The sequence below is a fragment of the Acinetobacter sp. WCHAc060025 genome (assembly GCF_004209355.1).
In the GTDB taxonomy this organism is placed as follows: domain Bacteria; phylum Pseudomonadota; class Gammaproteobacteria; order Pseudomonadales; family Moraxellaceae; genus Acinetobacter; species Acinetobacter wuhouensis.
In genome coordinates this window covers 118,659-141,011 of the sequence record NZ_SGSX01000012.1, presented here as the reverse complement: position 1 = coordinate 141,011, position 22,353 = coordinate 118,659, and the positions used below count along the sequence as shown (strand labels likewise).

Sequence of the window (22,353 nt, the reverse complement as noted above, 5' to 3'; positions counted from 1 at the left end):
ATTTTATCGTTTTATTTCTGCTAAAAGATTATTCAATAAATCTTGAACAAACTGAATCCGCTTTTCATTTTCCTCCAACATAACACTGACTTTAAGTCTTTGCCCGCCATCCATTCGGAACCAAGTCGGATGCTTTTGCATCATTTGAATGATACTGATGGCTTGTACTGGTGTATCTGGTGAAAATTCAATTACACCACCATTCGCACCAATATCAATTTTAGTAATTTCCAATTGTTCAGCTTTGATACGAATCTGATGTACACTAAATAGCTGTTTTACAGGCTGTGGCGGTACACCAAAGCGATCAATCAATTCCATACGAATATTATCAAGCTTCTCTTGGGTATCTGTATTACTGATTCGTTTATAGAACATCAGACGCTGATGTACATCACCTAAGTATTCGTCTGGAATCAATGCAGGCATGTGCAAAGTAATTTCAGAAGTCAGTGATAGTGGTGAGTCAAAGTTTGGTGTTTTACCTTGCTGAATGGCTTTGGTTGCTTTGGCTAACATTTCCATATAAAGGCTATAACCGATGGTATTCATTGAACCACTTTGTTGCTCACCGAGTAACTCACCCGCACCACGAATTTCTAAATCTTCGGTCGCTAACATGAAGCCAGCCCCTAAGTTTGAAGCTCTTTGAATCGCATCTAGGCGTTTCTCGGCATCACCTTTTAAGCCTTTTAGAGATGGAACCATCAAATAAGCATATGCTTGGTGATGTGAACGCCCAACACGACCTCTAAGCTGATGCAATTGTGCTAAGCCAAGTTTATCTGCACGTTCGATAATAATCGTATTGGCATTTGGTACATCAATCCCTGTTTCAATAATCGTTGAACAGACCAACACGTTATATTCTTTGTGATAGAACTGTTGCATGACTTGTTCTAGTTCACGTTCACGCATTTGTCCATGTGCCACGGCGACACGCGCTTCCGGAACTAAATTACGAATATTTTCAGCAGCACGTTCAATCGTATCCACTTCATTATGTAGAATATAAACTTGCCCACCACGCAATAATTCACGCAGAATCGCCTCTTTCATGGTGGCATCAGTTTGTTCATTGACAAATGTTCTGACCGCAAGACGACGCGCTGGTGGTGTTGCAATGATGGATAAATCACGCATCCCACCAAATGCCATATTCAAAGTACGTGGAATAGGTGTTGCAGTAAGTGTCAACATATCAACATCGGCACGCATGGCTTTAATGCGTTCTTTATCTCTTACACCAAAGCGATGTTCTTCATCGACAATCATTAAACCTAAGTTTTTAAATTGCACATTTTCCTGAAGAATTTTGTGTGTTCCGATGACAATATCGACTTTACCATCAATCAAATCTTCAATAATTTTGGTATGCGCTTTGTTCGTTCCAAAACGTGAAAGGACTTCCACACGAATTGGCCAATCAGCGAACCGGTCTTTAAACGACTCATAATGTTGTTGTGCTAAAAGTGTCGTCGGCACTAAAACCGCAACTTGCTTATTATTTTGCACTGCTACAAATGCCGCACGCATTGCCACTTCTGTTTTACCAAAACCTACATCACCACAGACCAAACGATCCATCGGTTTAGCTTGTTGCATATCATACAAAGTTGCTTCAATCGCATTGGCTTGATCAAGCGTTTCTTCATACGCGAATCCACTAGAAAATTGCATATAAGAACTTTGTTCTAACTCAAAACTAACCCCAGGCTTAGACTGACGACGCGCTTGAATATGCAATAACTCAGCTGCAACATCATGAATTTGTTCAAGTGCTTTACGTTTGGCTTTATTCCATGCATCTGTGCCTAATTTATGTAATGGCGCTAAATCAGGATCGCCTCCACTAAAACGACTAATCAAATGTAAATTGGTAACAGGAACATAAACTTTTGCGTCGTCTGCATAATTCAGTTGCAGAAATTCATAATCTTGATCATCAATATTTAAAGTGACTAAACCTGCATAACGTCCTACACCGTGATCAATATGAACGACAGGCGCGCCTATATTTAATTCGGTCAAACTACGAATCAAAAACTCTTCTGAAACTTCTTGTTGGCGTTTTTTACGGCGCTGAACAACACGATGCTCGTAGAGTTGATTTTCTGAAATTACAGATAAGCTATCTGTAATGAGTAAACCACGGTCTAAAGGCGCATTGGTAATCGCAACTGAGAAATTAGACTGTTGAAATGTTGCAAAATTTTCAACAACTGGAATTTCACCAAGGCTAGGTCGAAGTGCATCTTTTAATGTTTCACGTCGACCAGCACTTTCTGCAACCAGTAAAACAGGATGATTAGCTTCATCGACATAAGTTTTAACAGCTTTAAATGGCTGTTCTTGTTTCGGATCTACAGGAAGTCGAGGCGGAATTTCAGTAGAAAGATTGATACAACCTGCTTTCAATTCAATTGCGTCTACTGAAGCAATAATTCTTGAAAATTTATTTAAATTTTCAAACAACTGATTGGGTTGGATAAAAATTTCTTCTGGAGGAAGTAAGGGTTGATCAACATTATGACGACGATCTTCATAACGACGCATCACATCTGACCAAAAACTTAATAGACCTTCATCAATATTATGATCTGTAATGACAATAGCATTGCTAGGTAAGTACGATGTTAGAAAACTTTGCGTTTTCATGGCTTCTTGGCTAAAGAACAATGGAAAATAAAAATCTAAGCCCGGTGATGCAATACCTTCCAACACATCTTGGTAAATAGGATTTTTCTTAGGATTTGCTGTTGGAAAGCTTTCCGCATAGCGATCACGGAATATTGAACGTGCTTCTTTGAGTGGAAATTCTTTCGCAGGTAATACAGTAAATCGTTCTAATTTAGTTGTCGTTCTTTGTGTTTCAGGATCGAAGAATTTTAATGTATCAATTTCATCATCAAATAAGTCTATACGAATCGGTGCGCTTTGCCCCGATGCATAAATATCCATGATGCTTCCACGGACTGCAAATTCACCATGATCATAAACAGTATCGACCAGATGATAGCCTGCTTGAATCAATTTTAATTTTTGTTGCTCTAAATCAAACTTTTGACCGACTTTAATGTCAAAATGTTCGCCCAGCACCCAAGATGTCGGCGCAACACGCTGTACCAATGTCGTTGCTGAAACCAATAAAATGCCTTTCTTCGGCATATTTGCCAAAATTGAAAGACGCTCTGAAACAATATCTTGATGCGGTGATAAACGATCGTAAGGTAGAATTTCCCAATCTGGAAAAACTATGGGTTTAAGTCCGTAAAACTCTAGTTCACTTTCCAACTGATTCAGATGCTGATTATTTCGCGCGACCAAGACATAAAGCTGATCAGATTTTTCTGAAATCTCTTTAAATAATAAGGCAGCAGACGACCCTAGCATTGAGCCAATCCAACGCTTTTCACCTGCTTTGAGTTGTTTTAAATTGAGGTCTGAGATTTCTTGTTTAAACATAATCGCTTTCGGTCAAAAGACATGGGCGATAGTTTAACATGCAAAATTTCTAATTTTGGCAATGATTGAATTACTTGTTAAATAAAATTACTTTTTAAATAGGGCTACCAATTTCCCCCACAAACTACTTTTAGAATTTTGTCTAGCTTGTGATTGTTTGCTCTTTCGGGGTTCAGACAATGTGCTATATAAAAATGTTTCAGGATAAGGATTATCTAGTGTGTATTTCATCTGAAACAGATCAAATAAAAGTTCATTAAGTATGACACTTGCCAGTTCAAACTCACGTACTGAATTTTCATATTCATCTATATAACGACATTTATAATAATCTTCCCATTCTTCCATTTCATTTTCATTGAACTCAGACTCAGGAATAATTTTGCTTTGCCACTCACCATATTCATCTTCAAATTCATGTACATAAAAAGCAGGAGCATTCAACCATTGTTGTTCAAATGATAATATTTTACCAAATTGGTGGGTCACATCTTCACTTTTTTCTAAACAACGGATTCGTTGAGCATTTTCATAGATTGCATAGCCCGCAGCATTTGCGCTATCTACACGTAGAAAAACAATTATTCGCTCCATTAAACCCAAATGTTTAAATTTTTCCTGCCAAATCTCAGGTGTATAAAACATACTATGAACATAATAGGCATGGTGTAATATTAAATAACCATTCACCAAGCAAAAGCTAAAATCCTCTTCACTCCCTGTATTGAAATCTGATGTCTAATGTTCTCTTTTGTGAAGTGATTTCGCTTCTAACTGCTCAATTAATACAACTGCCTGAATTTCATCACCCTCAAATGGTAATATCAATCCACCAACATTGGTCCCCATTATAAATCTCCATTATGTACCTTAATACAATTTTTATTATCAATACTTACTACTTCAGAATACCTTGATTTATCTATCTCTTTTAAACTCTTTATAATAATCACAAAGTCTTTGAACAATTTGTTTAAATTGATTCAAGTTTTCTTCTGTATTCCCTAGTCTTGCCACATAACGACCTGAAGCTATTTCTAAATCAATTTTTTCATTGATCAAAATGGCTTTATAAAATAATTCTTTTAAATCATCGAAATTCTTGAGTTTTCGATTTGAAAAATATTCTAGACGATCTGCTAGTTCTTGATTTAAAACAATACCATCAACAATAAAGCCGTGTTCATTATCCAATTGAATATGATTTTTTTCTAAAAACTCCAATTCAGCTTTCGCCTCTTTACCCTTAAATAAATCAGCAATTTTAGCAAACATCATCAGCACTCAATCAAAACAATATGCATATCTTACGCTGAAAAATCCTAAGTTAAAAATTAGCAGCAAATCATGCCTTAAAACTTGCACCTTTCACGCACTCATTAGACAATATATGCAAGATGAATCTATTTTTGCTTAGGCTATTTTAAATGTCTCAACCTTTAGACGTATTAGGCGGAATTACCGCAGAACAATTTCTCTCAGAATACTGGCAAAAGAAACCTCTTTTAGTTCGTAATGCAATTCCTGAAATCGCGAATATCCTCGTTCCCGATGATGTGATGGAGCTTGCATTGGATGAAAATGTCACTGCACGTTTAATTAAGCAAAAAGACAAAGATCCAAACCAATGGTCAGTTAAAACATCGCCTTTAATCAAAGGCGATTTTCAAAAAATGCCAAAGCTTTGGACGCTCCTCGTACAAGCTGTAGATCACTATTCATTTGACTTGGCAGAACTTTGGAAGAAATTTCCTTTCATTCCACAATGGCGTCGTGACGACATCATGGTGTCATACGCACCACAAGGTGGTTCAGTCGGGAAACATTTTGATTTTTATGATGTATTCCTAGTACAAGGCTATGGTCATCGTCGTTGGCAGTTGGGGCAAATGTGTGATGCAGAGTCTGAGTTTGTTGCAGGACAACCGTTAAAATTGCTTCCCGAAATGGATGTAAATTTTGATGAGGTATTAGCACCTGGCGACTTACTCTATGTTCCACCTGGCTTATCTCATTATGGCGTTGCAGAAGATGAATGCTTAACTTTCTCTTTTGGTTTCCGCATGCCAAATGTGCCTGATATGATGGATCGTGTTTGCGATAAATTTTCAGACAATGCAGCATTAAAAAATCCATTGCTAGATATTATCCGTGATCAAGTTTCAAATGCAGGTGAAGTTACCGAAAATGAACTCACTTATTTAAAAGCAAAAATCTTAGAACAATTGCAAAACTCAATTGTTTTAGATGATGCGATTATGAGTTTAATGTCTGAATCTAAATATCCTGAAAATATTCCTGAAGCAGAAGAAATTGGCACAGGTGATTTGGAAGAAGTGCTTGATCAAGGCTATTTAATTCAACTTGAACCTGCTTCACGTTTACTTTATTCAGATCAAGATGACCAAGTATTGTTTTGGGCAAATGGTGAAGGGATTTGTATTTCCGAACAATTCACGCCTTTTTTACAAAAAATTGCTGATGGTCAAGCAACAGCATTGAATATTGAATTGGCTGATGATGAAATCTTAGAAGACATCGTAGGTCTATTGAATGAATCTATTTTAATGCTTGTTCCAACTGAGGAATAAATGCGATAAGGTCTAGGTCAATCGACCTAGATCTGTTTTTTTAAATCTAAAAGGAATCAAAGATGGAAAACTTACGCTGTTATCGTGAATTACCGATTTGGGACGCCAATAGTATTCCTCAAGGATTTAAACAAGCTCACAATACCAAAGTTGGTACTTGGGCAAAACTCAATATTTTACAAGGTCACTTAGATTTTGCCATGCTTAATGAACACGGCAACACCCTTTCTCAATACCAATTTAGCGTAGAAAATCAGCCACCTTTTATTACACCGCAAGCGTGGCATAAAATTGTTTCTACAAGTCCAGATGTACGCTGTCAACTAAGTTTCTACTGTGAAGCTGATGATTATTTTGCTAAGAAATATCAACTTTCACCAACACATTCTGAAATTCTCATGGCAATGCCATACTTAAATACAGGCAAGGCTTTAGACGTTGGTTGTGGTCTTGGACGCAATACTTTGTATTTAAATCAACATGGTTTTCAGGTAGATGCCTTTGATGTCAATCCGCAAAGTATTCAAAATCTAAATGACATCATTGAATTAGAAAAATTACTGAATATTCAAACAGCTATACGTGATTTAAACCAAGATCAAAGTTTAGAGGGATCGTACGATTTTGTATTTTCGACTGTCGTCATGATGTTTTTGCAGGCTAAAACTATTCCACCATTAATTCAAAATATGCAAAAAGTAACAAAAACCAATGGGGTTAATTTAATTGTCTGTGCGATGGATACAGACGATTATCCTGTACAGTCCGATTTCCCATTTAGCTTTAAACCTCAGCAATTACGTGATTATTATCGAACTTGGAATATTTTAAAATACAATGAAAATGTTGGTGAATTACATCGTACCGATGAACAAGGCAATCGCATCAAACAACGATTTGCGACATTACTTGCCCAGAAAGTCTAGTATTTTGACCGATGAGTAAATTATTCACACTAAGCATTTAATTCCTTAATGTTATTTTTAAAATAGAATCTTTCTTATTTCTAACAATTCAACACTTGAGAAAATGTCATAAAATTGGCAACTTAGTCGCATAATATTATGTTGGACAACCTATTCCTATGGCTAGCCCTGCTCAAGCAATTAGAAGTAAATTTTTTAATACTTTTTTTTCACGTTATTCTGTTTGGTTCCTTTGTTTATTCATTGCAATTTATCTAACTTGGACGATTTTTTTGCATGATTCACATTTTATTTACTATTTCTTTTCGGATACGGTTTTAAATATCGCATGGGTGATCAGTATCGCCTTAAGTGCTGTCGGAATTTACGACATCATTCAAAGTAAACACGCAATTTTAAGAAACTACCCAATTATGGGGCATTTCCGCTTTTTCTTTGAAAGCTTCCGCCCTGAAATTCGTCAATATTTCATCGAATCAGATGAAGATGCCCTGCCATTCTCACGCTCACAACGTAGTTTGGTTTATCAACGTGCAAAAAATGAAAATGCCGATAAACCTTTTGGCTCTATCATTAATGTATATCAAGATGATTACCGTTTTCTGACCCATTCTCTAGCGCCCTGTTCACCTGCTGATCATCATACTTTTCGTATTAGTATTGGTAATGATCAATGTAGCCAACCTTATAGTTCATCCATCATGAATATTTCTGCCATGAGTTTTGGTAGTTTAAGTGCCAATGCGATTCGTGCACTCAATAAAGGGGCTAAAATGGGGAACTTTTACCATGATACAGGTGAAGGTAGCTTAAGCCCTTACCATCTTGAAAATGGTGGTGATATTGTTTGGGAACTCGGGAGTGGTTATTTCGGTTGCCGTACTTTAGATGGGAAGTTTGACCCTGAGAAATTCCAACAACAAGCGTCCAATCCTGTAATTAAAATGATTGAAATCAAATTATCACAAGGCGCTAAACCTGGGCATGGGGGTATTTTACCTAAACATAAAATTAGTGAAGAAATTGCGAAAATCCGTGGGGTCCCACGTGATCGTGACTGCGTTTCACCTGCCTCACATTCGGCATTTAGCAACCCTATTGAAATGATGCATTTCATCCAAAAGTTACGTGACTTATCGAACGGAAAACCCGTAGGTTTTAAACTATGTATCGGACAACCTTGGCAATTTATGGGGATTGTCAAAGCGATATTAGAAACTAAAATCATGCCTGACTTTATTGTGGTTGATGGTTCTGAGGGGGGTACTGGTGCTGCCCCAATCGAATTGATTGATCATATGGGTACACCCTTACGTGAGGGCTTACTCTTTGTGCATAATACTCTGGTTGGTGCGGGTTTACGTGACAAAGTCAAAATCGGTGCAAGTGGTAAAATCATCAGTGCTTTTGACATTGCCAGCACCATGGCAATGGGTGCGGATTGGGTAAACTCTGCTCGTGGCTTTATGTTTGCCATTGGTTGTATCCAAGCGCAAAGCTGTCATACCAATCAATGTCCTGTAGGTGTTGCGACACAAGACAAAGAACGTCAAAAAGCGCTTGATGTTCCGACAAAATCTGAACGTGTTTTCCATTTCCAACAAAATACCTTAAAAGCACTGGCGGAAATGATTGCTGCTGCAGGTTTACAACATCCTGCTGAAATCAAAGCACATCATTTGGCACAGCGCATCAATGACCGTGAAATCAAAAACTACGCGCAATTGCATTTTTGGATGAAAGATGGCGAATTACTTTCATGTGAAAATAAAGATGAGGATAACTTCTATTTCAGAATGTGGAATATGGCGAAGTCTGAACAGTTCTAATTCTTTATATTTCGCATGCTATCATTGTTAAAAGGAGATCTTACGATCTCCTTTTTAATCAAGCACTTTATATTCTTTTTTAAAGCCTGTGCGACTATTTTTCAAACGATTTTGATTGAAATGTACTACAAATTCTTTATTGAGTTTATTAAAATTAATTGATGGCATCAATTCAGAAATCTGTTGTTGAACAAAAGTATTGATATTTCTTTTTTTGCTCATTTTTAAATAAATTGAATAGCAAAATTTTCCATAAAAATAAAGGATACCAAAAACTCCTGCTAAAAAAACCGCATAGAATAGACCAAAAAATATCATTGCAAGAATACATGCTATAACGAAAATTCCATTTATATCTCCAAACTCTTCCAGATTCCCAATTTTTAATTGCTGTAATGTTTTGCTCTGCAACACATCGGGGTCCATAGAAAGGTAGAGTATCTGATCATATACCAACCATGCGTAACGACCATTTATATCAGGGAACTTTGTCGCTACAACTTGGATTTGTCTTCCTTTGGTAAAAGGAAACTCATCAAATAAACTATAAAACCTCTGATTTTTTACTTTAAATAGAATTTCTTGTAATGCATCATCGTCATATCCAAGGTCTGTCTTTTCTTCAATTTTAAAATGTTGCAAATCCCCTTTAATCAATTCAAGCTGACATTTTTCAATTTCAAATACATTCAAACCACAGTTATTAACTCTCAGCATTTGTCCTGCTAAATAATGTTCAACTTTTTGATCATTCATATCTACTTTCAATTTGTATATTTCTCTCAAGTCAAATAAATGTTCAAATTCAAAAAAGTAGCCATTCATCAATTTAAAGCTTTGTAGCATACGTCCACTCAATTTAGGTAAATTCAGTAACGCTAAAAGTTCTGTCGCAATAGGAAGTTTATTTTCTTTTTTTGAATGAATAATGGTATAGATAAAAGAACCAACAAACAGCATACAAGCAAGCAAAGCTATATGCATCAGTGTATCTAAATAATAAATTGTGCCATCCATCGCATATTGAAAGATCAGATAAGCGACCAGTAAAAAGAGTGTCATACACAATGTAAAATGAAAGGCTGACTTTGCATCATCTACATAATTCACACGATCTAACGCAATAATATCTTCATTTAAATAAAGAATTTGTTTACTCTTATTCAACACTGCATAGAGATGCTGTGTCCTTTGATGGAAAATTACATGAACTTCATCGTTGAGTTGAAAAACTTGTGATTGAATCTGCGTTCCGCGATATTTACGTTTTTCGATTTCTAAGGTAAAAATGCCAGTAGAAGTATATTCTATAAAACTTATTTTCCCTTGCTCTTCAACAAGATCTAATTGTGGTGTATTCATTTATTATTAAGCTTTAAATTTTTAATTGGTTAAGATTTATGGTGTGATTCTAGCGGATTTCAGTAAAAAATCCGACTAAAATTCGCTCTATTTATATATTTTCTTGATTTTTATTTACGTAAATGTCCTGTTTATTTGACCAAGCTCAGTCATAATTAATAAAAACATATTGAACAATAAACGATGCATTATTTTAAATTTATCACTACAATTTTCATCTTTATGCTTTCTCTAAATGTCCATGCCACAGTTGGTGGTGGACAAAACATTGAAGTTTTAGGCTATGAAGCTAAAGAGAAAAAGCTATATGTATTACGTCATTTCCAAGATGGACGCGGACGTTTACCACAACTTTATTATTATCAACTCAACAGTAAAACACCTGACAAATTGATCGAAGTAAAATCCCTGTATATCAATCCAAAAAGCAAAGCCATAGATTATGATCAAGATGGTATTCAGTTTGATAAAGATCTAAAGAAAATCACTAAGCGCTTAACCCCACTAATCAAAGTCGATTCAAATGTAGTACAAATTAAGGTTTTGAAAAATAAAGTTCACCAAGTTCCTGCTTGGCATACGCTTTCAGAAACGATTCCTCAATATACGATTACTTATCAAATTCATATGCCTTTATATGAAAGTAAGATTCAAGAAGCCATTAGTTATAACAAGCAACTTAAAATCACTCAAAATTATAAAATACCGAATCAGAATAAAACGGTGGTTGTAGTTAAATATCGAGGGATTCCAATAGAAACTGGCTATGATATTGAAGATCCTATTCTACTTTTATCCAAATAGACTCACGAACAGCAGTTCAAATCATTATCTATATGCAATCCCAACGTCTAAACCACCTAGTAATTACAACTCGCCCACTAAAAAATGGCTTATTCCTTCATTAAGGAAATAAGCCATCATTAACAATACAATTAAAATAAACATAGGCTTACGTTTTGAAACGTAATACTTCTGCGCATTTATAATTTATTCATTCTCAGCAAAACTTGTTCCGATCGACTCCAACAAATCTTCTTCTGTGATTCGTGTATGTTCGAGATCATCACCTGATTGAATCGCACGGCTCACAGCACGTCGTGTTGCACGAGTCACCAAAGAGTTTAAATCACGTCCTGATAAGCCTTGCGTTTTTTCAGCAAGTTGATTTGCAACTTCACTGACTTCAAAATCAGTTGGCTTACTGTTTAGCATCGAAATTAATATCTGCGAACGTGCGACTTGATCAGGTAGACCAATTTCAATTTTACGTTCCAATCGTGACATTAACGCACTGTCAATATTTTCAGGATGATTACTAGCAGCCAATAAGAATACTTGCCCTTCTTTGGTTGCTACACCGTCTAGCTCTTGAAGCATTTGCCCAACGATCTCTTGAGTAAAACTATCATTTCCACCATTGCGCGCACCTGCCACAATATCAATTTCGTCAATGAAAACAATACATGGTGCTTGTGAGCGTGCAGTTTCAAACAATTGCTTTACTTTACTACCAGATTGACCTGTAAAATTTGCCTTTAAATCCGATGTTGCTGCTGCAATAAATGAAAGCCCTGACTGACTCGCCAAAACACGGGCAATTTGAGTTTTCCCTGTACCAGGAGGGCCGTAAAGTAAAATTCCTTTCGGCGTTGAAATGCCTAATTTTGCAAGTTTTTCAGCATTTTTTAATTCTTTACCTAGATTTTGGAATTCCATCATGGTTGTTTCAGGCAATACAACATCATCCCAAGTCAATGATTTTACTTGTGTTGAGCCTTTACCACGAATTTTACGAACCTGTTCGATCAAGTTCTCAGGTTTTATCTCACGATTGATATTTTCAGCAACTAAAGTGGCGATCAACGTGTGAATATCACGACCCGACATCCCTGCTGTTTCAGTCGTAAGCGCTGAAGATACTTCAAGATCAATATCCGCTTGTTTAAATTCATTTTCTAAAATTTTCTTACGTGCAACATCGTTTGGTAAGCCAATTTCTACTGATGCAGTAAAGCGTGACATAATTGCATTGTCGATAATGTCGTGTCGGTTCGTCGCTGCGATCACCAAGACTTTACCTGATGCTTGATTAAAGCCATCCCATTCAGAAAGAAAGGTTTGTACGAGCTCATTACCAAATGAATCGTTATCTGTTCCACCACGTTTTGCAAAAGCACTTTCACATTCATCAACAAACAATAATGTTGGCGCCTTTTCACGACAACGTGCCCAAAGTTCTTTTACTTTTGGTGCTGTTTGACCAATATGTCCTGCTTTTAAATCTGAAATATTTACGGCTTCAAAATTACATTCTGCATGTTTAGCAAGCTTACGCGCAATTAAAGTCTTTCCAGTTCCTGGAGGACCATACAATAAAATACCTTTAGGCGATGGTTTACGACCGGAAGCAAATAAATCAACTAATTTTAGAACACGATCAAGCGTTTCTTCTTCAATCGCAACGTCTTGCCAGTTTTCAGTCACATCTGTCAATGTTTTGAGTCGTTGCTCCAAAGAAGCAATATATTCATAACTTTTTACCCAATCTGCTGCAGAAGTTGCAAAAGTATTTATTGCTGAAATATCTTGAGCGAATAGAGGTACAAGTTCTGCTGACATTTGTTTATAAATCTTCCAATCCCAAGCCTCAGTATTTGCATTAATATCAACCAAATGTGCTTCGCTTCCATCATTGGGAATTTTTAAAATTGCAAATATTTTGTCCGCTTCCTTTGGCGTATGAAAAACAACAAAATCCGAATCATACATTTTCCCGAACTTATCATCGACTCGCCAATTTCCTGAAATATCTTTCTCATCGGCAGGTGCAGTGATTGCTTTGTAGGGATACTTTGAATCTCCGCTTTCTTTTGAGCCAAAATGCATGAAGCTTAGTCTGCATTGACCAAAGAGCAAAATAGAACCGCATTCTGCCTTACTTTTCAAATCACCTTGTTTTTTCATTCCTTTACGAACAAGTACAATGTATAAGCCTAGACTCAATACAATACCTAAAAACTTTCCAATGGTATATTTTGCAAAAAATGGAATCGCAAAAATCAATACGGCCCATGCAATAATAAGTAAGAGGCGGTTACTAAACAGTGGTGCTAAAGTTAAAGCACTGAATAAGCTATCTCGACGGGCTTTATCTCTAACGGCATCAGCTCTTGCAGTAGTATAGTTTTTTAAAGTTATTTCCGCTTTTTGCTTTGCTGCTTCAACTGCTGGGTAATGACTAAACGTTTCTTGCCTAATCTCAATCAAATCTTTTGAAGATTGCGCAAGCTCTGATTTCACTTGCTCCAACTGTTGCCCCAAATAGCTTCCCTGCTCTGCAGATATTTGATTACTCATAAAAATCTACTCATTATGTTCTTAACTTGTTCATTATGCACATATTCTAATATATAAACAGCATGACTTTAAGCTTATTTTTTTATGAATAATAAAAAAAACGTATTGTAAAAACACAAGTTAAATCTGGTTTTTATTATTTTACTCACTTTAATGTAAATCGATTATGTCAAATCGACTCCGCTCGTATTAAAAGTATTTTTTTCATAGTAAATCAAGAAACATTGCCATTTGAGGAATAGTCAAAGTTTCAAAACTAACAATAATTATACTTTTAAGCATTTGGAAAGATCACCATGCAAATAAAGTTATTTGATAAATTTTATCCAATCGTCATCATCTTATTACTGACTGCTTGTGGAGGTGGTGATGACGATAATCAAAATGGAACTTCAGCTACACAAGAGCAACGTACCGAAAATAATCCTCCAACAAACACCACCATGAATGAACAAGCATTTGCTGAGAAAGCCAGTGCGCTTGTCATGCGCGAAGTTTTATTCAATGGTCCACTGAATATGCTATCCAATGGTATGTACGACATTATTCAAAAAGGTAAAAAATGCACATCGGGTTCATATACAGTAGACACAAATAACCAAAAGATTTTATTTAATAATTGTCTTGGGATTTTTGACACAGAAATTTTAGCGCAAGGTGAAGTATATCTATCTAATAACAATACGACTTATGACTTTAAGAATTTAAATTTATCAACGCAAGATAGTAAAGAGAAACAAACCGTCAATGGTAAGCTTAATATCACTGAAACTGATCAAGCTGTTCAATACCAAACGGATCAGCTTGAACTCAGTGGCTATAATACAAAATCTGGGTCTATTAACACCAATCCTGTCACTTACCATTTTAAAGATACAGAACTCACTTGGAAAAAAATTAGCACTGGTAAAGCTCAGGTTTCAATAAAAGGGAATTTAGAGTCAACAAGTGCTGATACAGGCCCAATAAATATCAGCTTTACCAATGTAGAACGACCTTTTGAATTAAAATTCGATCCCGATCAACCTTTAACGACTTATATCCCACCTGAGCCAGGTATAGGTGCTATGCACATTAAAGACCTGATTAAATATGAACCCTTCTTAATTACCGTATACGATTATAAAACTCTAAATCTACAAAATAATGGTAATGTAAATACAGATTCATTGTTTGCAAAAGCGACTCTAGGCTTCATGCCATATAACATATGTGGGCCAAATTATTTTTTCGAAAGACCTGTTAATGAATCATCAAATCCACCTAAAGATACTGGCTCAAGTCCTACCAATCCCAACATAATTTTTTCCCCTCCTGATTCAAGTGGCCCACCGGGTTCAATTACTCTCCCCCCAAAAGACAATACGACCACAACTACAACCGCTCCCAAACAACCTATTATTGTCACACCATCTTCAGACACATCTGCTGTAAAAGCACTCGCTTTTTGTTGGCGCTCTACATCCAATAAAAACAATTGGTTTTGTGATGGGAAAACGCAACGAAACTCAGGCTCTTACCCGCTGAAAGAGGCACTATCAACAGCAGGATGCCCAAATGCAGTTCTTGCAATTCCAGGAGAAATTACATTGCGGCATAAAACAATTACAAGCATAGGATCTAAAACAGGCAACCTATATGATTGCCAGATGAATTTAGCAAATGGTGATCAATCTGCATTAACATTTAATCGCAACATCAGATTATTCTGGGATACCATTCCAAAGCAGTTATAAAATCAGAGCTTTACTCGACGAATAGAGTAAAAAAACACCCAATGAATTCATTGGGTGTTTTATCTTACTATTATTTCAAAGTAGTAATGAGCTATTAACGTTCAGCAATCGGTACAACTTTACGCAATTCTGGACCAGTATAATCCGCACTTGGACGAATAATACGGTTATCTGCACGTTGCTCCATCACATGCGCTGCCCAACCTGTTACACGGCTCATCACGAAGATTGGCGTGAACAGTTTGGTTGCGATATCCATAAAGTGGTATGCAGACGCATGGAAAAAGTCCGCATTACAGAACAATTTCTTCTCACGCCACATCACTTCTTCACAACGTACTGATACTGGGTAAAGAACAGTATCACCTACATCTTTCGCCAATTTTTCAGACCAAATTTTGATGATGCCGTTACGTGGGTCATTGTCTTTGTAGATCGCATGACCGAAGCCCATGATCTTTTCTTTACGTGCCAATTTACCGAGCATTTCACGTTCCGCTTCTTCAGGAGACGTCCAGTTTTCGATCATTTCCATCGCAGCTTCGTTTGCACCACCGTGTAATGGGCCACGAAGTGAACCAATTGCACCTGTGATACATGAATGCATATCTGATAATGTTGATGCACATACACGTGCTGTGAATGTTGATGCATTGAATTCATGCTCAGCATATAGAATCAACGAAACATTCATCACTTGCTCATGCAATTCATTTGGCTTTTCACCACGAAGAAGGTGAAGGAATTGAGCACCGATAGAATCATCATCTGTGTTTTCTTCGATACGCACGCCATCATGGCTGAAACGGTACCAGTAGCAAATGATTGCAGGTAAAGTTGCTAAAATACGGTTTGCAACATCTTGTTGTTCATCGAATGATTTCTCAGTTTCAATGTTACCCAACATTGAAACACCTGTACGCATCACATCCATTGGGTGTGAATCCGCAGGAATGCGCTCAAGTACTTCTTTCAAGGCTTGTGGCAATTGACGAAGTGATTTGAGTTTTGCTTTATAGGCAGCAAGTTGTTCAGTCGTTGGTAATTCACCAAAGAAAATTAAGTATGCAACTTCTTCAAATTGGCAGTTTTCAGCCAAATCTTGCACATCATAACCACGGTAAGTTAAGCCTGCGCCACTTTTACCGACTGTTGATAAAGCTGTTTTCCCTGCCACTTGTCCACGCAATCCTGCGCCGGTGAGTACTTTTCCTTCAGCCATTTTTATTTTCCTTCAGTGAATAATTTGTCTAATGTATTTTCAAAAGTATGATAATCAAGGAATTCATACAGTTCTTTACGTTGTTGCATGGTATCAAGTACATTCACTTGCGTACCATTTTCACGAATCGAACGGAATACTTCGAGTGCTGCTTTTTGCATAGCACGAGTCGCTGACAATGGATAAAGCACCATTGAAATACCTTGCTCACCCAATTCTTGAGTGGTGTAATACGGTGTATCACCAAATTCAGTGATATTTGCAAGAACTGGTACACCGACTGCATCACACACTGTTTTGTACATGGTAATGTCTGTCATTGCTTCAGCAAAAATTGCATCTGCACCTGCCTCTACACATGCACATGCACGGTCAATCACCGCTTGCAAACCTTCTTTTTGTAGGGCATCGGTACGTGCCATCACCACAAAATTAGAATCAGTTTTAGCATCAACCGCAGCTTTAATGCGATCTACCATTTCTTGTTGCGACACGATTTCTTTGTTTGGACGGTGACCACAACGTTTTTGTGCCACTTGGTCTTCGATATGCACAGCGGCTGCACCTGCGGCAATCATCTGTTTCACAGTACGTGCGATATTGAATGCACCACCCCAACCTGTGTCAATGTCAACCAATAATGGTGTGTCTACACGTTCGGTAATACGACGAACATCCTCCAATACGTTGTCTAAGCTGGTCATGCCTAAATCAGGTAACCCGTATGAATAGTTGGCAACACCAGCACCCGAAAGATAAATCGCTTTGTAACCGACTTGTTTCGCCATCATCGCTGCATAAGCGTTGACTGTACCGATAATTTGTAATGGTTTTTCCACTTCCAGTGCTTGTCTAAATCTTAAGCCTGCAGACGTTTGTTGTGTCATATTCCTTTCCACAGTGGTCACTTGTTTATTGAGTTTTGAGTATAGCCATAATTTATTATTCGCATATGGCAGTTTGGGTAGTTTACTCTAAAACTTTAGTCAAAGAAAAATGAATTTTGATTCATTTTTTCATTTATTTGTATTTTTTTTCATCAAAATAATGCAAAAATGTATTCCATAAGAATTTTATGGCTATCTTTGATATAATCAAAAATACCTTTTTTCTGCATGTGATCTATGAACGAAGATTTAGCACAAATTGAAATGACTCGATGTGATTACCCGCAAACCAAGCGTGGGTATGAGCGTCGCCTTGCGTTATTGATAAGTGCCAATGATTTATTTTTAGAGCGTGGTTATGATGCTGTTTCCTTAGATGATATTGTCAATCATGCAGGTGGATCTAAAGCTTCCATTTATAAATATTTTGGTAATAAAGAAGGTCTATTCACTTCAATTTGTGATTATCGCCGTGATTTATTCTTCAAAGATGTGTGTATTCCTTTTAACCCAGTACAAAATGAACTACGCCCTTATCTAATCACGACGCTCATTACCTTTTATAAACACATGATCATGCCGGAAAATATCGCTTTTATTCGACTGATCTTTGAACGCTCACAAAAAGACCCACAACTGGCATTGTATATCCACGAAAAAGGTCCTAAGCAGGTTCAACTTGCAATCGCAAAAGCCTTAGAAAGTTGCGCTGGAAAGCAACTTTTAAAATGCGATAATCCGCTTTATTCTGCTCAATTCTATTTTGGAATACTTAGAAACCTAGAATGGCGAATTTTAATGGGCATTCATATCCAAGAAACTGATCAAGAAATATTCGATTGCGTCAGTTATTGTGTAGATCGCTTCTTAGACGGTCATCAAAAAGTCTATTTTTTTTGCGTTTTGACATTCCTATAGTATATTAGATGATTCTCCTTTTTATTTTCATCAACCACCAACAATGAATTGTTGGTCAATACCCTATTGGCTTTGACTAGACAATTATTGTGGAGTAACCATGGCTCTACGACATTTTCTTACTTTACGTGACTTATCAACTGCTGAACTTAACCGTATCATTGAACGTGCTCAAGAGTTAAAGCGAAAACAACATAACAATGAAGTGTTCCAACCCTTTGTTGGCAAAGTCATGGGAATGATTTTTGAAAAATCGAGTACCCGTACGCGAGTGTCGTTCGAAGCTGGTATGACTCAGTTTGGTGGTAGTGCAATTTTCCTTTCATCTCGCGATACTCAGTTGGGTCGTGGCGAGCCGATCGAAGATTCAGCACGTGTGATTTCAAGTATGCTTGATGTTGTGATGATTCGTACTTTTGGTCATGACATCGTTGAACGTTTTGCTGAATACTCAAGTGTTCCTGTGATCAACGCTTTGACAGATGATCATCATCCTTGTCAATTACTTGCAGACGTACAAACTTTTGTTGAACATCGTGGTCCAATCGCAGGAAAAACTGTGGCTTGGATTGGTGATGGCAACAATATGTGTAATTCATATATTGAAGCTGCACATATGTGGGGCTTTAAATTAAAGATCGCTTCTCCGAAAGGCTATGAGCCAAAGCCTGAATTCTTATCTGAATTTGCGCATTGTGCAGAAGTGTTTGAATCTGCTGAAGATGCTGCGGTGAATGCTGACCTGATCGTGACTGACGTTTGGGCGAGTATGGGGCAAGAAGAAGAGCAAAAAATCCGTGAAAAAGCATTTGCTGATTATCAAGTGAATGAAAAACTGATGGATTTAGCGCATCCTGATTGCTTATTTATGCATTGCTTACCTGCGCACCGTGGTGAAGAAATTTCTGAAAATATGCTTGACCATAAAAATGCTGTGGTTTGGGATGAAGCAGAAAACCGTCTTCATGCACAAAAAGCATTGGTTGAATTTTTAATTAATGAGAATTTGAAAAAAGACTAATTTCAATATGTAATATATCAAAGGCTTTGTAAATCAAAGCCTTTTTTATTGAAATAAAAGAATATTCTTTCGAGAAAAATACATTTCCCTATCAGTAGTTATTACTCCAACCATAATAGAAACAACTTTTGGCTTATTCTTGTGAAGAAACAAATTATTAAACAAAAACTTACCCCTAAAATAAGAAAGATTGCATATAATAAAACCATACTATCTATATGTGTATTATTCAAATGAAATTCAAAATAATTCCTGCACTTACTGTATCCTTATTTTCTGTATTTGCAATGTCGTCACATGCGACAGAACTTGATACGTATCTGATTCAAAAAAATCTGATTGACCAAAACTATAAAATCAAAGATCAAAAAAATTTAGACATCATTTTAGCTGCATTGAGCGATGAAGATTCACGCGTTTACCCTGTCCAAATTGACCAAAACACAGTCATTGAACAAATGCAGATGTCTCATGATCACATCAGTTTACAAGGACTCATTACTTCTGAAGATTTCGACCAATTTGCTAAAAGTGTCGGTAAAGAACAAACTCAACAGTACCTAATCAAAGGAATGATTGAAAATTGTCATCTGATTTTTGAAAATGAGTTTCAAAGACGTAATCCTTATTATGTGAAAATGAAATTATCTTCAGATCAAAAAAGCTATGAAATAAAAGTGAATAATGATCAATGTAAGTTTTAAGGCCGTACAATGCTACATCTTCTAAACAATTGAATAATTTAAAATTAATCATTTAAACTATAATGAAAGAATTCTATTTCATTTGGCTTGAGTTGATAAAAACTTTATTTTTTAACTATTTAGAAGAAAGAAATGTTCAATATTTTAAGAAATGTAACATTTCTGTCATATATAAAACTTACTATGCCCTACAAGGTCTTCTAGACAGTTTTTCAAATGACGCAGATCATGCCGGCTTCAAATCATTCTCAAATTTACGAATTTCAACACAGTTCAGAAACATATATTAATCGTGAAATTTCACTTTTCGAATTTCACAAACGTGTCTTGGCGCAAGCAAAGGATGAAAATCATCCTTTGCTAGAACGTTTAAATTTTTTAATTATTTTCTCTCGAAACCTTGATGAGTTTTTTGAAATTCGTGTTGCAGGTTTAATGAAGCAAGTGGATATGAATAGTATTACCACTGCACCTGATGGCATTCCCAATGAAGTGATTCTTGAACACATTTCAGAAAAAGCGCATCTCGCAATTGAAGAGCAATACCATATATTAAACAATGTATTATTGCCTGAACTTGCAGATTATGGGGTTAGATTTATTCAATACAACGATATTGAAGAAAAGCATAAAGATTGGATTAAAAATTATTTTTTCAAACAAGTTCAACCTGTAGTCACTCCAATCAGCCTTGATCCTTCCCACCCTTTCCCAAGACTCGTCAATAAAAGTCTGAATTTTATTGTCACTTTGGAAGGTAAAGATGCTTTTGGTCGTCATATTGAATTAGCCATCGTCCCTGCACCTCGTTCTCTGCCTAGAGCCATCCGTTTACCAGACGAACTCACCAATGGTGAAGAACATTACATTTTATTGTCAGCTATTATTCATCAACATATCAATGATTTATTCCCAGGTATGACTGCAACGGGATGTTATCAATTCCGTGTGACGCGAAATGCGGATTTAACCCTTGCTGAAGATGTCGATGATTTGGCAGTTGCACTCAAAGATGAATTATCATCACGTCGTTTTGGTCGTGCTGTACGTTTAGAAATCGCCAATAATTGCCCTGATTCGATCAATAACTATTTATTGGAGCAGTTTGATCTTGATCATTCTCAGTTATATCAAGTTGATGGTCCTGTAAACTTAACCCGTTTAATTACCAATTTTGATATTCCTGAATTACGTTTTAAACCATATCAAGCCGTTATTCCTAAAGTTCTCAGAAATGCAAAAAATACCTTTGAGGTTTTAAGTAAACAAGACGTATTGTTACATCACCCTTTTGACTCGTTCAAACCTGTGATTAATTTGCTCAAAGAAGCAGCTCAAGATCCCAATGTTTTGGCGATCAAACAAACTTTATATCGTAGTGGTCCAGATTCTGAAATCGTTCAAGTGCTCGCTGAAGCTGCGCGTAATGGTAAAGAAGTCACGGCGGTAATTGAATTACGCGCGCGTTTTGATGAGGAGTCAAATATTACTGTAGCGAATATTTTGCAAGAAGCAGGTGCTGTCGTCGTTTATGGCATTGTTGGCTATAAAACCCATGCCAAAATGATTTTGATTGTGCGCCGTGAAAATCATCAATTGAAACGTTATGTGCATCTAGGTACAGGCAACTACCATGCGGGTAATGCACGGATGTACACCGATTATGGTTTACTCACCACTGATCCTGATATTTGCGAAGATGTACATAAAATTTTCCAAGAATTGACTGGGATGGGCAAGTTACTCAAACTCAAAAAACTATTTCATGCACCCTTTACCTTACACTCTCAGTTATTAGATCTAATTCAGCAAGAAACTGAGCATGCGAAAGCTGGGAAAAAAGCCCGTATTATCATTAAAGTGAATGCTTTAACTGAACCTAAATTAATAGCAGCACTATATATTGCCTCTCAAGCTGGGGTTAAAATTGATTTAATTATTCGTTCAATTTGCTGTTTAAAACCACAAATTAAGGGCTTGTCTGAAAATATCCATGTTCGTTCAATTGTGGGACGCTTTTTAGAACATACTCGTGTTTATTATTTCCATAATGCAGGGATTGATGACTTATATTGTGCCAGTGCGGACTGGATGGGGCGCAATTTATTCTCACGTGTCGAAACCTGTTTCCCGATTGAAGATAAAAAATTGAAGAAACAAATTATTGAATTTGGATTACTTAGCTACCTCAAAGACAATGTTCGTGCATGGGAATTGAATGATCAGGATGAGTGGCATGCCGTACATCCTGAAGAAGGTGCTGAAATTCATATTGCACAGCAAGTTTTGATGCAACAAAGGATTATTCCTACGACTGCGTAATTTAATCGTT

Annotated in this window: 16 protein-coding genes; 9 read left to right on the top strand and 7 right to left on the bottom strand. The window is 36.6% G+C overall.

What is annotated here, in order from left to right:
* Window positions 1-3 precede the first annotated feature (3 nt).
* The 3 genes from mfd to EXE09_RS11855 all read right to left on the bottom strand — a co-directional run bounded on the left by mfd (window position 4) and on the right by EXE09_RS11855 (window position 4,740).
* Entirely contained in the window at window positions 4-3,465 is a 3,462-nt protein-coding gene (mfd, locus tag EXE09_RS11865; protein WP_130117413.1) for a transcription-repair coupling factor, read from the bottom strand.
* 87 nt (window positions 3,466-3,552) lie between these two features.
* Window positions 3,553-4,110 carry a hypothetical protein gene (locus EXE09_RS11860; protein WP_130117412.1) on the bottom strand — a complete coding sequence of 186 codons (558 nt, stop codon included), beginning with the start codon at window positions 4,108-4,110 and terminating at the stop codon, window positions 3,553-3,555.
* 273 nt (window positions 4,111-4,383) lie between these two features.
* Window positions 4,384-4,740, bottom strand: coding sequence for a hypothetical protein (locus EXE09_RS11855; protein ID WP_130117420.1), 357 nt, complete (start codon window positions 4,738-4,740; stop codon window positions 4,384-4,386).
* 152 nt (window positions 4,741-4,892) lie between these two features.
* Here EXE09_RS11855 and EXE09_RS11850 point away from each other — a divergent pair, with 152 nt between their 5' ends.
* The 3 genes from EXE09_RS11850 (at window position 4,893) to EXE09_RS11840 (ending at window position 8,811) form a co-directional block, all read left to right on the top strand.
* Complete coding sequence (locus tag EXE09_RS11850; RefSeq protein WP_130117411.1) at window positions 4,893-6,056, top strand: cupin domain-containing protein; 1,164 nt, start codon at window positions 4,893-4,895, stop codon at window positions 6,054-6,056.
* Window positions 6,057-6,118: 62 nt separating this feature from the next.
* Window positions 6,119-6,982 carry an SAM-dependent methyltransferase TehB gene (tehB, locus tag EXE09_RS11845; RefSeq protein ID WP_130117410.1) on the top strand — a complete coding sequence of 288 codons (864 nt, stop codon included), beginning with the start codon at window positions 6,119-6,121 and terminating at the stop codon, window positions 6,980-6,982.
* 158 nt (window positions 6,983-7,140) lie between these two features.
* Window positions 7,141-8,811 carry an FMN-binding glutamate synthase family protein gene (locus EXE09_RS11840; protein WP_130117409.1) on the top strand — a complete coding sequence of 557 codons (1,671 nt, stop codon included), beginning with the start codon at window positions 7,141-7,143 and terminating at the stop codon, window positions 8,809-8,811.
* Between the two features lie 54 nt (window positions 8,812-8,865).
* Here the strand turns inward: EXE09_RS11840 and EXE09_RS11835 are convergent, their stop codons facing one another.
* Entirely contained in the window at window positions 8,866-10,173 is a 1,308-nt protein-coding gene (locus EXE09_RS11835) for a hypothetical protein (RefSeq protein ID WP_130117408.1), read from the bottom strand.
* Between the two features lie 183 nt (window positions 10,174-10,356).
* On the opposite strand from EXE09_RS11835, the gene EXE09_RS11830 reads away from it, so the two are divergent.
* A complete protein-coding gene (locus tag EXE09_RS11830; protein WP_130117407.1) occupies window positions 10,357-10,977 on the top strand; it encodes a hypothetical protein in 621 nt (206 codons plus the stop codon).
* Between the two features lie 186 nt (window positions 10,978-11,163).
* On the opposite strand, the gene EXE09_RS11825 is transcribed toward EXE09_RS11830, so the two are convergent.
* Window positions 11,164-13,533, bottom strand: coding sequence for an AAA family ATPase (locus EXE09_RS11825; RefSeq protein WP_130117406.1), 2,370 nt, complete (start codon window positions 13,531-13,533; stop codon window positions 11,164-11,166).
* 296 nt (window positions 13,534-13,829) lie between these two features.
* Between EXE09_RS11825 and EXE09_RS11820 the strand changes: the two genes are divergently transcribed.
* Window positions 13,830-15,269, top strand: a complete 1,440-nt coding sequence (locus EXE09_RS11820; RefSeq protein ID WP_130117405.1) for a hypothetical protein — start codon at window positions 13,830-13,832, stop codon at window positions 15,267-15,269.
* A 94-nt stretch (window positions 15,270-15,363) separates the two neighbouring features.
* On the opposite strand, the gene prpC is transcribed toward EXE09_RS11820, so the two are convergent.
* Entirely contained in the window at window positions 15,364-16,491 is a 1,128-nt protein-coding gene (prpC, locus tag EXE09_RS11815; RefSeq protein ID WP_130117404.1) for a 2-methylcitrate synthase, read from the bottom strand.
* Window positions 16,492-16,493: 2 nt separating this feature from the next.
* A complete protein-coding gene (gene prpB / locus EXE09_RS11810) occupies window positions 16,494-17,378 on the bottom strand; it encodes a methylisocitrate lyase (protein ID WP_130117403.1) in 885 nt (294 codons plus the stop codon).
* A gap of 237 nt (window positions 17,379-17,615) precedes the next feature.
* Here prpB and EXE09_RS11805 point away from each other — a divergent pair, with 237 nt between their 5' ends.
* From EXE09_RS11805 to ppk1, 4 genes are all read left to right on the top strand, one after another.
* Entirely contained in the window at window positions 17,616-18,296 is a 681-nt protein-coding gene (locus EXE09_RS11805) for a TetR/AcrR family transcriptional regulator (RefSeq protein ID WP_130117402.1), read from the top strand.
* 100 nt (window positions 18,297-18,396) lie between these two features.
* On the top strand, window positions 18,397-19,317 hold the full coding sequence (argF, locus tag EXE09_RS11800; RefSeq protein ID WP_068974654.1) for an ornithine carbamoyltransferase: 921 nt from the start codon (window positions 18,397-18,399) through the stop codon (window positions 19,315-19,317).
* Window positions 19,318-19,550: 233 nt separating this feature from the next.
* Complete coding sequence (locus EXE09_RS11795) at window positions 19,551-20,021, top strand: hypothetical protein (protein WP_130117401.1); 471 nt, start codon at window positions 19,551-19,553, stop codon at window positions 20,019-20,021.
* Between the two features lie 216 nt (window positions 20,022-20,237).
* Complete coding sequence (gene ppk1 / locus EXE09_RS11790; RefSeq protein ID WP_130117400.1) at window positions 20,238-22,343, top strand: polyphosphate kinase 1; 2,106 nt, start codon at window positions 20,238-20,240, stop codon at window positions 22,341-22,343.
* Window positions 22,344-22,353 lie beyond the last annotated feature (10 nt).